This is a genomic window from Streptomyces palmae (assembly GCF_004684805.1).
GTDB classification, from domain to species: Bacteria; Actinomycetota; Actinomycetes; order Streptomycetales; family Streptomycetaceae; genus Streptomyces; species Streptomyces palmae.
Genome location: NZ_SRID01000151.1, coordinates 1 through 15,356 on the forward strand (window position 1 = coordinate 1; position 15,356 = coordinate 15,356).

13 protein-coding genes are annotated in these 15,356 nt (G+C 74.3%); 7 read left to right on the forward strand and 6 right to left on the reverse strand.

Features of this window, described 5'->3' with window-relative positions:
- The 4 genes from E4099_RS33030 to E4099_RS17095 all read left to right on the forward strand — a co-directional run.
- Positions 1–357, forward strand: a 357-nt coding sequence (locus tag E4099_RS33030; RefSeq protein ID WP_167828404.1) for a hypothetical protein, incomplete at its 5' end; no start/stop codon positions are given.
- A 101-nt stretch (positions 358–458) separates the two neighbouring features.
- Entirely contained in the window at positions 459–1,241 is a 783-nt protein-coding gene (locus tag E4099_RS17085) for a DUF4232 domain-containing protein (protein ID WP_135339935.1), read from the forward strand.
- Between the two features lie 287 nt (positions 1,242–1,528).
- Positions 1,529–2,458, forward strand: coding sequence for a HEAT repeat domain-containing protein (locus tag E4099_RS17090; RefSeq protein ID WP_245244922.1), 930 nt, complete (start codon positions 1,529–1,531; stop codon positions 2,456–2,458).
- On the forward strand, positions 2,452–3,534 hold the full coding sequence (locus E4099_RS17095; protein ID WP_135339936.1) for a HEAT repeat domain-containing protein: 1,083 nt from the start codon (positions 2,452–2,454) through the stop codon (positions 3,532–3,534). The genes E4099_RS17090 and E4099_RS17095 overlap by 7 nt, the downstream gene beginning before the upstream one ends.
- Here E4099_RS17095 and E4099_RS17100 read toward each other — a convergent pair.
- Entirely contained in the window at positions 3,503–4,150 is a 648-nt protein-coding gene (locus E4099_RS17100) for a hypothetical protein (protein WP_135339937.1), read from the reverse strand. The genes E4099_RS17095 and E4099_RS17100 overlap by 32 nt on opposite strands.
- An 11-nt stretch (positions 4,151–4,161) precedes the next feature.
- On the reverse strand, positions 4,162–5,265 hold the full coding sequence (locus E4099_RS17105; RefSeq protein WP_135339938.1) for an MFS transporter: 1,104 nt from the start codon (positions 5,263–5,265) through the stop codon (positions 4,162–4,164).
- Positions 5,266–5,421: 156 nt separating this feature from the next.
- Between E4099_RS17105 and E4099_RS17110 the strand changes: the two genes are divergently transcribed.
- Positions 5,422–5,775 (forward strand): ArsR/SmtB family transcription factor, encoded by a 354-nt coding sequence (locus tag E4099_RS17110; protein ID WP_135339939.1) that lies wholly within the window; start codon positions 5,422–5,424, stop codon positions 5,773–5,775.
- A gap of 51 nt (positions 5,776–5,826) precedes the next feature.
- Here the strand turns inward: E4099_RS17110 and E4099_RS17115 are convergent, their stop codons facing one another.
- A complete protein-coding gene (locus tag E4099_RS17115; RefSeq protein WP_135339940.1) occupies positions 5,827–6,735 on the reverse strand; it encodes an oxidoreductase in 909 nt (302 codons plus the stop codon).
- Positions 6,736–6,805: 70 nt separating this feature from the next.
- On the opposite strand from E4099_RS17115, the gene E4099_RS17120 reads away from it, so the two are divergent.
- A complete protein-coding gene (locus E4099_RS17120; protein WP_245244925.1) occupies positions 6,806–7,798 on the forward strand; it encodes an ArsR/SmtB family transcription factor in 993 nt (330 codons plus the stop codon).
- A 151-nt stretch (positions 7,799–7,949) separates the two neighbouring features.
- Here E4099_RS17120 and E4099_RS17125 read toward each other — a convergent pair whose 3' ends face one another.
- On the reverse strand, positions 7,950–10,034 hold the full coding sequence (locus E4099_RS17125) for a HelD family protein (protein ID WP_245244927.1): 2,085 nt from the start codon (positions 10,032–10,034) through the stop codon (positions 7,950–7,952).
- Between the two features lie 657 nt (positions 10,035–10,691).
- Here E4099_RS17125 and E4099_RS17130 point away from each other — a divergent pair.
- Positions 10,692–10,886 (forward strand): hypothetical protein, encoded by a 195-nt coding sequence (locus E4099_RS17130; RefSeq protein WP_135339942.1) that lies wholly within the window; start codon positions 10,692–10,694, stop codon positions 10,884–10,886.
- Between the two features lie 236 nt (positions 10,887–11,122).
- On the opposite strand, the gene E4099_RS17135 is transcribed toward E4099_RS17130, so the two are convergent.
- Positions 11,123–12,775: a DNA repair helicase XPB gene (locus tag E4099_RS17135; protein ID WP_135339943.1), complete on the reverse strand. Its 1,653-nt coding sequence runs from the start codon at positions 12,773–12,775 to the stop codon at positions 11,123–11,125.
- 212 nt (positions 12,776–12,987) lie between these two features.
- A partial coding sequence (locus E4099_RS17140) for a helicase-associated domain-containing protein (protein WP_135339944.1) occupies positions 12,988–15,356 on the reverse strand: 2,369 nt, incomplete at its 5' end.

Genomic DNA, 15,356 nt, shown 5'->3' on the forward strand with positions numbered 1-15,356 from the left:
CCCCTGCACCCCGCCTTCCAGGCCACTGATCTGCCCCCGCTGGAACGCGCCCACTGGCTGCTGAAGCCCGCCGGCCGGAGCGCTGGGACGTTCCCGCCGGAGGCCGCCGTCCGCTGGTTCACCGCGCGGCTGGCCGAGTACGCCCAGGCCGTCGTCGGGCGCTGCGGACCGGCCCCGGACCCCACGACGATGCTGGCGGATCTGGCCGCCGGTGAGGACGTCGTGGGCGGTTGGTGGCTCAGCGGGGACCGGTTCCTGTCCCTCCAACTGATCGCCTGCCCGCACCGGTTACGCCCCGAAATCTCCTGCCCGAACGGGGTGGGAAAGGGCTCGGCTGGTCGGTTGCCAGGTCATTAGCCGGGTGTTAGCCGAGCGGAAGTCGATCGCTAAGGGGCCCGGCCAGAGTAGGTGACGTACCGAGGGAACAACGACACCGACCGCCCAGGGGGGAACCCGAAATGAGCTCCAAGACCGTCCGCACCGTCCGCCGCCGTGCCCTGCGTGTCGCCGCCGCCGCTCTCACCGTGGCCGCCGGTCTGACCCTGACCGCCTGCTCCGACTCGGACGCCGGCGGCACGAAGTCCTCGGGCAAGGCGGACTCGGCCGTGGCCGCCGCGAACCCCAACGCCGCGAACCCCGGTGGCGCGGACACCAGTGGCGCGGGCTCCTCCAACGGCTCGGGTTCGTCCACCGGTGCGCAGGGCTCCGACGCCACGGCGGGATCCGGCGGCAAGACGGGCTCCGGCGCGAAGACGGAGTCGGGCACGCAGGCCGGCAGCAAGGCCGCCACCCAGGGCAGCCGTACGGCCTCCGGCATCCAGCGCTGCCACACCGACGCCCTGGACGCGGCGTTCGCCACCGGCGATGACGCGGTCCCGGACCCCAACGCGCAGGGCGCGACCACCACCAGCATCGTGCTGACCAACTCCAGCGGGCGCACCTGCAAGATCGGCGGCTTCCCGGGCGTGGACCTCAAGTCGGAGAACGGCGGTCAGGTCTGGTCGCTGCAGCGCTCGTCGGCCAAGTACGGCTCGATCACCCTGGCCCCCGGCGACAGCACCGACTTCACGATCAGCCTCGCCCTGGCGGCGGAGGGCGACGAGAACACCTGGATGCCCGCCCAGGTGGAGATCACCCCGCCGAACGAGACCACCTCGCTGACCCTCGACTGGCCCTGGGGCGCGCTCGTCGACCAGACCGGTGCCACCCACCCGGCCACCTTCGTCAACCCCATCGGCTGACCGCCCCCTTCCCTGAGCGGCTGTTCCCGGCCCGGGTGTCAGAAGACGCACCCGCGCGGAACGGCCGTTCGGCCGCATCGGCCGCTGCGGGGCGCCGTGGACTCCCCCAGCGCCGGGCCGTGGACGGCCCGGGCCGCGTCGATGCGGGCGGCCTCCTGGAGGATCAGTTCCAGGACGCCCTCCCCGGCGATCCTCGCTGTACGGGCAGGTGGGGGCGATCGGCCTCAGGGTTGACCTTGACACAGTGACAAGGTGTCCCCTGGGCGCAGGAGGTGGACCCGATCAACATGACAGACGGAATGCCGCAGTACACCCGCGTGGTCAACGCCCTGGGCGCCGAGGACTCGTCGGTCCGGCTTCAGGCGGCCCTGGCGGTCGGCTCGAACCCCGACCCCGGACTCTTGGAGACGCTCGTCGAGCGGTGCGCGGTCGAGCCGGACTTCTTCGTACGAGACATGCTGTCCTGGGCACTGACCCGCCTCTCGTCGGAGATCACCCTGCCCCGGATTCGCCGGGAACTCGAGTCCGAGCGCACGCAGGCCCGTAGCCAGGCCTTGCATACGCTCTCCAAGATCGGCGACAGGAGTGCGTGGGCCTGGATCACCCGCGACATGCTGCGTGACGCCGACGACGAGGTCGCGCGGACCGCGTGGCGCGTCGCGGTCGCCCTCGTGCCCGAGGACGAGGAGAAGGACCTGGCCGACGAACTGGCCCGGCAGCTCGGCCGCGGCGACCGCGAGGTACAGCTGAGCCTGAGCCGGGCCCTCGTCGACCTCGGCGACGTGATCGAACCCGTCCTGGAGAGGGCCTCGGCGAACCCCTGCCCGGCGGTGGCCGCGCATGCCCATGCCACCGTGCTGCTCCTGCGGGACCCGGATTCCGGTTTCGACGCGGCCGTCTTCGAGGCGAAGCGAGCCGTCACACTCGGCCCGGAACGAGCCGCTGCCGCCACTGCCGCCGCCGTGGCCGCATCGGGAATCGCCGTGGCCGCGGAGGCCGCCGAGACGGCTGAGACCATCGGGACTTCAGAGGCCGCCGGGACTTCGGAGGCCGCCGGGACTTTGGAGATGGCCGAGACCGCCGAGACGGCCGAGACCGCCGACACCGCCGAGACGGCCGAGACCACCGAGACCGCCGAGACCGCGGAGATGGCGGAGATGGCGGAGACGGCCGGCTCGGCGGGGCCTGCCAAGGCCGCGGGGGCCCCGGATTGCTGATCGGTGATGTGGCCCGTCACTCGGGGGTGAGTACCCGGATGCTCCGGCACTACGACGCCCTCGGGCTGGTGCGACCGACCGGTCGCACCGTTGGCGGCTACCGCGAGTACTCCGCCGAGGACGTCCGGAGGATCTTCCATGTGGAGAGCCTGCGGTCCCTCGGGCTCTCGCTCAAGCAGATCGGACGGGCGCTGGAGGACCCGGCCTTCACGCCGTCCGCTCTGGTCGGCGACCTCATCCGGTGGACGGAAGATCGCTTGGAGCGGGAGCAGGAGCTGCTCAAGCGGCTTCGAGCGGTCGATGCGTCGGCGCCCACCGGCTGGCAGGACGTCCTGCGCATCGTCGAACTCATGCAGGGGCTCGGCTCGACCAGCGCCGCGCGCAGGCAGCAGGCCGTGCTGGCCCGTCCGGAGGGCGTGTCGGTTCCCGTCGAGCTGCTGGCCGGGGCGGTCCTGACCGAATCCGACTCGAACGTCGCGGGCGCCCTGCGCTGGGCGCTCGCCCGATCGGGCGGCGACGGCGTGGCGGCGCTGGCCGCCGGCATGCGGTCGGAAGACGTCGACATCCGGCGGCGCGCGGTGCGGGCGATCGCCGAGATGCCCGAGGCTCCGGGCGCGAGCGCGGTGCTCGCGGACGCGCTCGGGGACCCGGACACAACGGTGCGCGGGCACGCCGCACTGGCGTTGGGCAGGCGTGGTGTGACCGCGGCCGTGCCGACACTCCTCGGCATGGTGGTCGAGGGCGCCAACGACGTCGACGCGGCGGAGGTCCTGGGAACGCTGTGCCAGGACCCCGCGTCCGCGGACCGGATCACGACCGCACTGGTCGACGAACTCGCCGCGCGCACGGCGGACTCCGCGACGCGGATCCGCCTGATCCAGGCGCTGGTCGAGCTGCCGGCGACCACCGTGCGGGAGGTCCTGCGTCAACTGACCCAGGACGAGGACCGTGTCGTCGCGCTCGTCGCCTCGGCCTTCCTCGGAGTTCTCGAAGAGCGGTCCCCCGAGGGCCGAGGTGACGAGGGTTCCCGGCCCGAGGCCCGCCCTAGCCGGAGACCGGCCGGTCGGGACGGATGATGACCTCGCTGCCAAGTGCCCGGAAGCCGGCCGCGAGGAAGGCCCGGAGGGACCGCGCGTTGCCGGGGGCGACGGCGGCGAAGACCGGCTCCCCGGCGGGGACCAGGGTGAGCGCGTCACTCAGCAGGGCGCGGCCGAGCCCGGCCGCCTCGCTGTCGGGATCGTCGAGTTCGATGCTGATCTCGTGCCGTCCGGCCAGGCCGCGGGCGAGGGTGACAAGGCCGCGTTCGTCCCCGTGGACACGGACCTCGGTGCGGAGGGCCTGGGCGTGGCGGACCCGCGGGTGGTCGTCGGCGCCATGGCGTGCGGGCAGTCGGGGAGGGCCCGGCGTGCCACGGGCGACGAGGGTCGCGTCGATGCTGTCGATCCAGCCGTCGCGACCGGCGAGGTAGCGCAGGAAGTCGGGGGCCAGCGAGGCCCCGTAGCCGTCGGGGCCCTGGGACCGGACCTCGGAGGCGGGCAGGGCGGTGGCGACCACGGCGTGCCCGGTGAACGCCACCGAGCACTCCAGCCCGCCCGGCAGCGGGGGAAGGACCGTCACGCCGCCGTCCGCGGGAGGGAACCGTCCGTCGGCGGCGTGCAGGAGCATGCCCAGCAGGGGGTGTGACTCGGTCATGAACGACCACTCTACGAGGGCTTGTTGGCGGTGGCGGCGAGGGGGAACCAGCGGTCGCCGAGCAGGGCGATGGCCGCGCTGCCCGCGCCACCGCCGGCCGCGATGCCCAGGTAGAGCGCGCTGCTGTTGAGGGAGATCAGCAGCGGGGCGTTGGCGGGGTCGAGGGAGGCGAGCCGGTGCGGGAGGGCGATCGAGACCGCCCAGCCGGCCAGCGGGGTGACCACGGCGTACCCGAGGGCGGTGGGCATGCTCCGGGCCGCCCAGGGGAGGGTGGTGAAGGCGAGGGCGGCGGCGCAGCTGCCAGTGAGCAGGACGGCTCGTACGCCGAAGCGGTCCACGGCCCGGCCGCCGACCCAGCTGCCGGCGACCGAGGCGACGCCGGAGACCAGCAGGATCAGGCTCAGCCGCTGGGCGTCACCCCCGGTCGCCGGGCGGACGGCGGTGGACAGGTAGATGTAGACGGAGTTGAAGGCCAGGAAGAACGCGAAGGTGGTGGCGGCGGCGCCCAGCACCCGTCGGTCGGTGAGCGGGGTGAGCCGCTCGCGCAGCCCGGGTGCGGCGGCCGGCGGCTCGGGCAGCTCGCGCAGCAGCAGGGCCAGGCCGATGAACGCGGCGGCGCCGAGGGCCACCACCAACCACATGGTCATCCGCCAGTCCGCGCTGCCGAGCCAGGTGCCCAGCGGCACGCCCAGCGCGGTGGCCACGGTCATGCCGCCGAGCACGGTGGCCAGGGCCCGGCCGCGCCGCTCGGGCGGGACGATCGTGGTGGCGACCGCGTTGGCGGTGGGGGTGTAGAGCGCGGCCCCGGCGGCGGCCAGCACCCGGGTGGCCAGCAGCGGCCCGTAGGAGGGGGCGAGGGCGCTGAGCACGTTGGCCGCGGTGAAGACGGCGAGCGCGGTGAGCAGCAGCCGGCGGCGGGGCCAGCCGGCGGTGAGGGTGGCCAGCACTGGGGCCAGCAGGGCGTAGGCGAGCGCGAAGACGGTGACCAGCTGGCCGGCCGCCGAGACGGACACGTCCAGGTCGTCGGCGACCGGCCCCAGGATGCCGGCGATGACCATGCTGTCGGTGCCCATCGCGAAGGTGCCGAGCGCGAGGAGCAGCAGGCGGAGACGCAAGGGTTCCCTCCCGGGGAGTGGTGGCGGGGTGCGCCGGGGCAGCGTCGGGCGGCAGCGCGCGGCCAACGGTTTGACGCTCGTCAAACAATAGAGATTGGTGGATGATTGTCAAACAGTTGGCGGGGTGCGAGGGAGCGAGGACGGGAGTGGAACGGCATGAGTGAGGAACTGCTGCCTCAGCCGGACACCGGCGAGATCCAGCTGGTCAAGGTGCTGCACGCCCTCGGCGATCCGGTGCGCATCCAGTTGCTGGGCATCTACGCGGACGGCGAGGAACACAGCTGCGACCCCCGCGTGCTGGGCCTCGAACGGCTCCACAAGTCGACCGTCTCGCACCATATGCGGGTGCTGCGGGAGGCCGGCATCACCTCCACCCGCGCGGCCGGACGCAACCGCTACGTCCGGCTCCGCCGCGCCGACCTCGACGCACGCTTCCCGGGGCTGCTGGACTCACTGCTGGGGTCCCTGGCCTCCGGCGGTACGGGGGAGGACGTCCCCCCGGCGGCGTGAACGACGCCGGACGGCATGGCGGCGGGCCACGAGGCCGTCGGGGCGACGCGATCACGCGGCCGCGTGGTGGAGGGAGTCCAGTTCGGCCAGCTCGTCCTCGGAAAGGCGCAGCGAACCGGCGGCCACGTTCTGGGCGAGGTGCTCGGGGTCGCCGGTGCCGGGAATGGCCAGCACGTGCGGACCGCGGTGCAGCGTCCACGCCAGCCGCACCTGGGCGGGGCTCACCCCCCGGGCGCGGGCGATGGCGCGCACGGTGCCGCTGTCGTTCGCGGGCGCGCCCGCCGTGCGTCCGCTGCCGGCGATCGAGTAGAACGGTACGAACGCGACGCGCTGTTCACCGCAGAGGCGCAGCAGCTCGTCCTGCTCGGGCGACGCGCCGATGCCGTACATGTTCTGGACGCAGACCACCGGTGCGATGGCCTGGGCCTCGGCGAGGTGGTGGGCGCGGATGTTGGACAGGCCGAGGTGGCGGATGAGTCCGGCGTCGCGCAGTGCGGCGAGCGCGCCGAAGCGATCGGCGAGGGAATCGGTGCCGACGATGCGCAGGTTGACCACGTCGAGGTGGTCGCGGCCGAGCTGGCGCAGGTTCTCCTCGACCTGGCCGCGCAGACCTTCGGGGGTGGCGTGGGGCTGCCAGTTGCCTGAGGGGTCGCGGCCCGGGCCGACCTTGGTGGCGATGACCAGGTCGTCCGGGTAGGGCGCCAGGGCGCGGTTGATCAGTTCGTTGGCGGAGCGCAGCGGAGAGAAGTAGAACGCGGCGGTGTCGATGTGGTTCACGCCGAGCTCGACCGCCCGGCGCAGCACCGTGATCGCCTGGTCGCGGTCGCGCGGGAGGGCGTCGGGCGCGAGCGCCTCGCCGTGCTGGGGCAGGCGCATCGCGCCGAAGCCGATCCGGTTGACCGTGCGGTCGCCGAGTTTCCAGGTGCCCGATGCCGCCGCGGTGATGTTCTGTGAGGTCATGGCGGGATGATCGGTGCGGGACAACCTGGCGGGCCATCGTTTCAGGGATGCCCGAATCCATGGGGAGGCGATTGCGGTGGCGGAGCTGGCGTTCTCGGCGAACGACCTCGCGAAGGTGCGGTTCGCGATCTCGCCGATGTGGGAGGTCGCGCCCAGCTTCCGGCTGCTGGCATCGGACACGGCGCACCCCGTCCACCGGCCCTGGATCGAGCAGGCGCGGCCCCGCGTGCTGGCCGCCGGCCTGGACCGGGGATGGCTTGCCGAACTGATCGGGCCCTCCGGCTACGTGCCCGACTTCCTCACCCCGGCCCCCGTCCAGCCGGCCCCCGCACCGGCGGCGGAGTGGGACGCGATCCTGGCCTCGCCCGCCGACCGGGTACGCCAGGATCTCGACCACCTCGCCCGCCACCAGGGACATCTCGGCCCGCGCCTGTCGAGCCTTCACGCCGCCCCGTCCGCCCGGCTGGCCAAGCTCGTACAAGAGATACGTAAATACTGGGAGTTGGCGCTCGCTCCGTACTGGGCGCGGATCAGGGCCGTACTGGACGCAGATGTCTTCCACCGGGCCCGCACCGTCGCCGAGCACGGCACAGGGCACCTCTTCAACGGCCTGCACACCTCGGTGAGCTGGGACGGCGACGCGCTCACCCTGGTCCGCCGGAAGCGGGGCATGTCCCGCCAGTCCGCGGGCGCCGGACTGCTGCTGATCCCGTCCGCGTTCACCGGCCCCGGGCTGCGCACCCGGGTGCGACCGCCGGACCCGCCGCAACTCGCCTATCCGGCCCGCGGCGTCGGCAGGCTGTGGGAGACGCGGCCGGCCATCGGGACCCGTGCCCTGGCCCCCGTGCTCGGCCGCTCACGAGCCCTGCTGCTGACCGAGCTGGAGACCCCGGCCTCCACCACCGAACTGGCCCACCGCACCGGACTCTCCCCGGCCGGGGTCTCCCAATGCCTCACCGCGCTGCGCGACGCGGGCCTGGTCAGCGCCCACCGCGTCGGCCGCTGGGTCCTCTACGCCCGCACCGCCGCCGCGGAAACCCTCCTCGACGCGTCCTCCGTCTGAGGCTCCGAACGCCACCCCGACCGGGGCACCCGGCCGGCCACCCGGGCCTCGGGTGCCCCGAACCGTCACCCCGGCCCCGGTGCGGCAGGGGCCGGGCCCGCACGGCGCCTCGGGGCACCCCGGCCCGTACCGCGCCTCGGGGCACCCCCGCTCAGGCCAGCCGGTCCGGGAGGGGGGCCGCGTGGATGACCGTGAGGCCGGAGACGGCTCGGGTGAGGGCCACGTACAGGCGGCGCAGGCCGGTGCGCTCGTCGGGTTCGCCGTCCACCACGGCGGCCGGTTCGTCGAGCACCACGTAGTCGTACTCCAGACCCTTGGCCAGCGTCGCCGGCACCAGGGTGAGCCGGGAGTCGGCGGTGGTCTCCTCGCCGGGGGAGAGGTGGGCCAGGCCGGCCGCCGACAGGGCCTCGGCGAGCACCGGGATCCGCGCGTCGGCGGCGATCAGGCCGATCGAACCCTCGTGCTCCAGGGCGCGGCGGCAGGCCTCGACCACCTCCGCGTCCAGCGCGTCCAGCGCCACCTCGCGCACCGAGAAGTCGCCGGCCGCCTCGCGGATCGAGGTCGCCTCGGTCAGCTCGGGCGCGATGGCCGGCAGCAGCCGGGAGGCGTAGGCGATCACCTCACGCGGCACCCGGAAGCCCTGAGTGAGCTCCTCGACCCTGCCCTCCGGCTTGCCCAGGTGGCTGAGCGCCTCCTGCCAACTCCCGGTCGCCCAGGGGGTGGTGCCCTGCGCAAGATCGCCCAGGATGGTCGCGGAACCGGTGGTGCAGCGGCGGCCCACCGCCCGGTACTGCATCGGCGACAGGTCCTGCGCCTCGTCCAGCACCACGTGCCCCAGCGACGGGGTGCGCTGGATCAGGTCGGTCGCCTCGTCGATCAGCACCGCGTCGGCCGGCGACCACTTCGCCGACCTCACGCTGCGCGCCGGCTTGGCCCACAAGATCGCCTTCTGCTCGTCGGCGGAGAGCAGCCCGTCCGCGTGCTCGGCCAGGAACTCCGGTTCGGACAGCAGCCGCAGCACCAGCTTGGCCGGGTCCACCGGCGGCCAGACCGCCTTGACCACGGCCTTCACCGCCGCGTTGCGGGCCACCGTGTCCTGCACCCGGTCGTCCGGCGCCTCGCCGGCCTGTTCCATCCGCACCAGCACCGCATGGGCGATGCGCTGCGGCAGCGCCTCGCGGGCGGCGCCGTACCGGATGTCGCGGGCCAGCAGCTCGGTGACGATCTCCTCGATCTCGTACGCCGGAACCCGCCAACGCCGCGAGCCGCGCACCACCACGCAGGGCTCGGTCGGCAGCGTGACATGCGACCGCAGGGCCCGCCGCAGCACCTCCGCCAGCCGCGCGTCGCCCTTGATCCGGGCCGCCTCCGCCTCGTCCGCCCCGCGCACCGCGACGCCCTCGCGCGCCACCAGGTCGTCCACGGTGGCCTGCCGCACCTGCAACTCGCCGAGCGCGGGAAGCACTTGCTCGATGTACTGGAGGAAGGAGCGGTTCGGGCCGATGACCAGGGTGCCGGAGCGGGCCAGCCGGTCCCGGTGCGCGTACAGCAGGTACGCGATCCGGTGCAGGCCCACCGCGGTCTTCCCGGTGCCCGGCGCCCCCTGGACGCACACCGTGCCGCCGATCCCGGCGCGCACGATCTCGTCCTGCTCGGGCTGGATGGTGGCCACGATGTCCCGCATCGGGCCGACACGCGGACGCTCGATCTCCGACTGGAGCAGCTTGCTGGCCGTCTCGCCCTCGGTCGGGTCGGTGAGGTTCTCGTCCTCGTAGGCGGTCAACTCCCCGCCGGTGTAGCCGAACCGGCGACGCAGCGCGATGTCCATCGGCTGCTTCTTGGACGCCTGGTAGAAGGGCTGGGAGACCGGGGCGCGCCAGTCGATCACCATCGGGTCGCCGTCGGCGTCGTGCACATGCCGCCGCCCGATGTAGAAGGTGTCCGTCGAGCCGGCTCCACCGGCGGGTTCCCCCTCGGCGCCCTCCGCCTTGTCGGCGCCGGGGGAGTGGAGGTAGTTGAGCCGGCCGAAGAACAGCGGGGTGTGCGCGAGGTCGGCGAGCGCCTTGATCCGCTCGTCGATCTGGCTCTGCAGTACCGCGGCGTTGACCCAGTTCGCGGTCACGTCGCTGATGTCCAGCGCCTCCACATCGGCGCGCATGGCGCGCAACGCGGCCCGGGAGGCGGACAGGTGGGCCCGCTCACGGGCCAGGGGGTCGTCGTCGGCGCCGGGCGCGATCGGCCGGGCCGGCTGCGGGTGGGACGCGTGGTGCGGGTGGTGCGAGACGGGCTGAACAGGGTCGTGCGAGGGCACGGCGGGGCCTCCGGCTGGGTGTGCAGGTATCCGGCAACGCAGAAGGTGGCGCATGGTGTCGGCACGCGCGCGTACCGTCCGGTTTCCGTCCGGACGGCGGCTCTCCTCGTACGGACCCGGACGGGCCACGCGGGAGGCGGCGGGAGGTGCCCGGACGAATCCGGGGAAGGGGCGATTGTAGCCACTGCCCGAGGAACGCGCGAACGATTCCCGGCCGTGCGGCGGTGTGCCCGGCGGGGGTCTGCGGGCCTGGGGCGGATACTCGGGCGGCCCGGTGGCGTATACGGCGCGGGGGCGCACCGGCCGGGGTCGTGCGTGCCCGGGCCGGCCCGGTGGCGTATCCGACGCGGGGCGTACCCGGGCCGGGCGGCCTGTACCCGCCCCCGGAGCGGGTGTACGGGCCTGCGGCGGGCGGTGCGGACATACGGAACGCGGGGGGACCTGGTGGCGGCGCCGTGGGTTCTCAGGGTTCCCCCTGATGCTTTTGGGGGATCCCATGGCCCTGTGGTCGTAGGCGCGCCCGGCCTCGATTACACCGGCAGGCCGATGTGGTACGGACGAGTGAGAGCGATCCTTGGATACATGAGCGCAGTAACCGTCTTCCCAGGCCGCGAACCCGCCGCGCACGGAGCCACCGCCCTCGGCGACCACGCCGACGGCCACTCCCGCCACTTCCTCGGCAACGCCCTGCGCGCGGTCAAGGTCTTCGCCGGCACCGCCGTCAGCGTGGTGCTGCTCGGCGAGTACGGCGACGAGGTCCGCCGCCCCCACAGGTAGTCCCGTCCCACCCGGGCAGCCCCCCGAGCCGTCCCCAGAGGTGGCCTCGGCAGCGAGGCAGGCCCCCGACAGCCCCGAGTCGCCGAGGCAGGCCCCGGGCAGCCCCGAGGCCCCGACCGCCGCCGGCCACGCGTCCGCCGCCGGCCACGCGTCCGCCGCCGGCCACGCGTCCGCCGTCGGCCACGCGTCCGCCGTCGGCCACGCGTCCGCCGCCGACTACACCTCGCCCCCGGCGGCTACGCCTCCTCGTCCGGTGTCAGGAGCGCGGTCGAGTCGACGATCCGGTACGCGTAGCCCTGCTCGGCCAGGAACCGCTGCCGGTGGGCCGCGAAGTCCTGGTCGATGGTGTCCCGGGCGACCACCGAGTAGAAGACCGCCGGGTGGCCGTCCGCCTTCGGGCGCAGCACTCGGCCCAGCCGCTGGGCCTCCTCCTGGCGGGAGCCGAAGGTGCCGGAGACCTGGATGGCCACGGTGGCCTCCGGGAGGTCGATGGAGAAGTTGGCCACCTTGGAGACCACCAACACCGAGATCTCACCCTGCCGGAACGCGTCGAACAGCTTCTCCCGCTGGGCGTTGCTGGTCTCGCCCTTGATCACCGGGGCGTTCAGATGCTCCCCCAGCTCGTCCAGCTGGTCGATGTACTGCCCGATGACCAGGGTCTGCTGCCCCTGGTGCCGGGCCACCAGGGCCTCGGTGACGTTCCGCTTGCTGTCGGTGGTCGCGCAGAACCGGTACTTCTCCTCGGTCTCGGCCGTGGCGTAGGCCAGCCGCTCCGAGTCGGTCAGGTTGACCCGCACCTCCACGCAGTCGGCCGGGGCGATGTAGCCCTGTGCCTCGATCTCCTTCCACGGCGCGTCGAACCGCTTGGGGCCGATCAGCGAGAAGACGTCGGACTCCCGCCCGTCCTCCCGCACCAGCGTCGCGGTCAGGCCCAGCCGCCGCCTGGCCTGGAGATCGGCGGTGAACTTGAACACCGGGGCCGGCAGCAGATGCACCTCGTCGTAGACGATCAGGCCCCAGTCCCGGGAGTCGAACAGCTCCAGGTGCGGGTAGACGCCCTTCCGCTTGGTCGTCAGCACCTGGTAGGTGGCGATGGTGACCGGCCGGATCTCCTTCCGGGTCCCGCTGTACTCACCGATCTCGTCCTCGGTGAGCGAGGTGCGCTTGACCAGCTCGTGCTTCCACTGGCGGGCCGAGACGGTGTTGGTGACCAGGATCAGGGTGGTCGACTTGGCGGTGGCCATGGCACCCGCCCCGACCAGCGTCTTCCCGGCGCCGCAGGGCAGGACCACCACGCCCGAGCCGCCGTGCCAGAAGCCCTCCACGGCCTGCTTCTGGTACGGCCGCAGCGACCAGCCGTCCTCCCGCAGCTCTATCGGGTGCGCCTCGCCGTCCACGTAGCCGGCCAGGTCCTCGGCCGGCCAGCCCAGCTTCAGCAGCACCTGCTTGATCTGGCCGCGCTCGGAGGGGTGGACGACCACGGTGTCCGGGTCGACCCGGGCCCCGACCAGCGGCTGCACCTTCTTGGACCGCAGGATCTCCTCCAGCACCGGACGGTCGGAGGTCTCCAGCACCAGCCCGTGCACGGGGTGCTTGAGCAGCCGCAGCCGCCCGTACCGGGCCATCGTCTCGGCGACGTCCACCAGCAGCGCGTGCGGCACCGGATAGCGGGAGTGGCTGACCAGCGCGTCCACCACCTGCTCGGCGTCATGCCCGGCGGCCCGCGCGTTCCACAGCCCGAGCGGGGTCACCCGATAGGTGTGGATGTGCTCGGGGGCCCGCTCCAGCTCCGCGAACGGCGCGATGGCACGCCGGCAGGCGTCGGCCTGCTCATGGTCGACTTCCAGGAGCAGGGTCTTGTCGCTCTGCACGATGAGTGGTCCGGTCACGCGCGGTCCCTTTCCGTTCGGCGTCGCAGTGGCCAAACGTCCAGTGTCCACCATCGGCGCCGGTGTCGCGTCGGACGCTGTGGAACCGGCCCTCCCGGCACCCCGGCGGGACCGCCCCACCCCTTCCGAGCCGCCGGCGCACGCCCCTGCGGCGAAGGGCCGGACGCCGGAGGGGATGGGCTGACCGGGGCCCTCCGGCCCGCGGGACGGCGTCAGGCGGGCGGCGGGGCGTCGGCCGGCTCGTCCTCGTCCTCGTCGGCGAGTTCGGCGGCACCGGTGATGCGGTGCAGGGGGTAGGTGCGGACCGCGTCCGCCGTGTGGTCGTAGGCGGTGACGAAGCCGCCCTCCACCCTGATCGGGGCGATCACGCGCTGGCTGGCGGCGCCCTCCGCGTTGACGTAGCCGATCCACACCACGCCCCCGGTCAGGGTCGCGGCCTGCATGGTGGCCAGGGTGTCCGCGGCGCTGGTGCGGGGCATGCCGCCGGCGCTGGTGGGGACGGTGGCGGCGCGGGTACGGGCCGGACCCTCCCCGGCGCCCGCCCGGGCGGGCTCGGTACCGGCTGCGGCGGCGGCCACCGGCTTGTGCGGGGCCGTCGCGGCGAGGTCCCCGGCGCGGATAGCGCGCACCGCCGCGCCCAGCAGGGTGTCGTCGGGCCGGGGCGGCCCCTCCGGCACCGGCACCGGGGCGGTACGCGGCGGGGTGCGGTGCGCGTCGGGGCGGGTGACCAGCACGTCCCCCTCCGCGGACTCGGCGGCCGGCGCGTAGCCCATCGCCCGCAGCCCCTCCAGCAGCGCGTCCGGAGCCGCCTGGGAGGCCAGCACGGTGGGCGCCAGCCGGCGCAGCCGCAGCGGGGCCGAGCGGCGGTCCGCCAGGATCTCGGCCAGCAGCGCGTCATCGTCGCAGCGCACATACGCCGAGGCGGCGCCGATCCGCAGCCGGCCGTGGCGGCGGGCCACGTCGTCCACCAGGTAGGACAGCGGCTGGGGCACCGGGGTACGGGAGTGCTCGGCGAGGAAGGCGTGCAGGTCGGCCGCGGTCCGGCCGGCGTCCAGCGCCCGGCGCACGGATTCGGGCGTGAAGCGGTAGACGGTGGCACCGCCCTTGGACTCCACCTCGGCGAGCATCCCCAGCGCGTCGGCGAGCGGGCGCCGCAGCGGCCCCGGCGCGACGGCCGTCAGGTCGGCCTGGAGCAGCACCTCGTCCAGGGGCTCGGGCAGCAGCGGGGCCAGCAGCCGCGCCGCCGGGCGGGCCGCGTCCCTGGTGGCGCCGAGCAGCTCGGCCTCGGCCAGGGTCCAGCGGGCGAGCCGGGAGCGCAGGTCCTCCGGCATGGCGGCGGCCGTACCCGGGGTGTCGGAGCCGGTGGGCCGCGCCGGGACGCCGTCCGCCGGGAGCGGGGCCTCCGGGGCGCCGCCGGCCGGTACGGCACGGGTTCCGGCGGCCCCGCGCAGCGGGCGTTCCCAGCGCAACCGGGCCAGCAGGCTGTCCGGTGCGGGCGCGGCGCCGGGCGGCAGCGCGGCGAGGAGTTCCAGGACCCGGCGGCGGACCTCCGGCGCGGGCGAGCGGTCCAGGTCCGGGCCGAGCGCGGAGAAGGTGCGCCCCTTGGCGTCGCGGGAGCCCACCAGCCCCGGGGTGCGGGTGGCCGCCAGCCAGGCGCCCGCCAGTGCGGTCCATCGCTCCTCGGCGGGCTGCCGCAGCCATTCGTCGTACTCGGGGGTCGGCGCGTACCGCTCGTCCACCTCCCCGTCGGAGGCGAGCAGCCCGGCTGCGTAGGCGAGTTCGATCCAGAAGGCGGCGACCGGCTCGGTCACTTCCAGGGCGGCGGCGGTGCGCTTGAGATCGCGCACGCTCAGCCCGCCCGCGCGCAGCACCAGGGGGCCGCCGGCGTCCCAGCGCTTGAGCAGTTCCTCGACGGTGGCCAGGGCGGTGAACGCCTGTCCCGCCGCGGCGGCGTCCACAGCCTGTGGACGGTGTTCGGCGGCCGGCCGCGGCAGCGGCGGCAGCGGTTCGGGGGTGCGGTGCGCCCGCCCCGACCGCAGGTGCAGCGCCACCTCGCGGGGCAGCACCACATGGCGCGAACCGGAGGGCAGCAGCAGTCCGCGGGCCATCAGCCAGGCCACCGGGGGACTCGGCGCGTCGACCGAGACCTCGCCATAGGGCGGGCCCCAGACCAGCCGGTCCAGCACCGCGGCGGCCTCCGGCGGAGCCTGGGCCAGCAGCGCCGCCATCCGCTCGCGGTCGCCGAACAGCGCGGTCAGCGCCGCCACGGCGGACACCGGATCATGGGTGGCGGGCAGCCCGGCGGCGGCGAGTATCTCCTGTAGCCGGCCGGGCGAAGGACCGGCCTTGCCCGAGCCGGGGGCCGCCGCGGCCACCGCCTCGGCGACGGTGGGGCCCAGCCCGGTCGGCGAGGCCCCGCCACTGGGCGCCAGCACCTCGCGGGCGGTACGCACCAGCCGCAGCCGGTCGTCACCGCCCCAGACCAGCGCCTGCTCGCGCAGCACGGCGAGGGCACGCGGCAGCCGGGCGGAGACCGCGGCGAAGGTGTCGGGTGAGATACCGGGGGAGATACCTGTCTCTT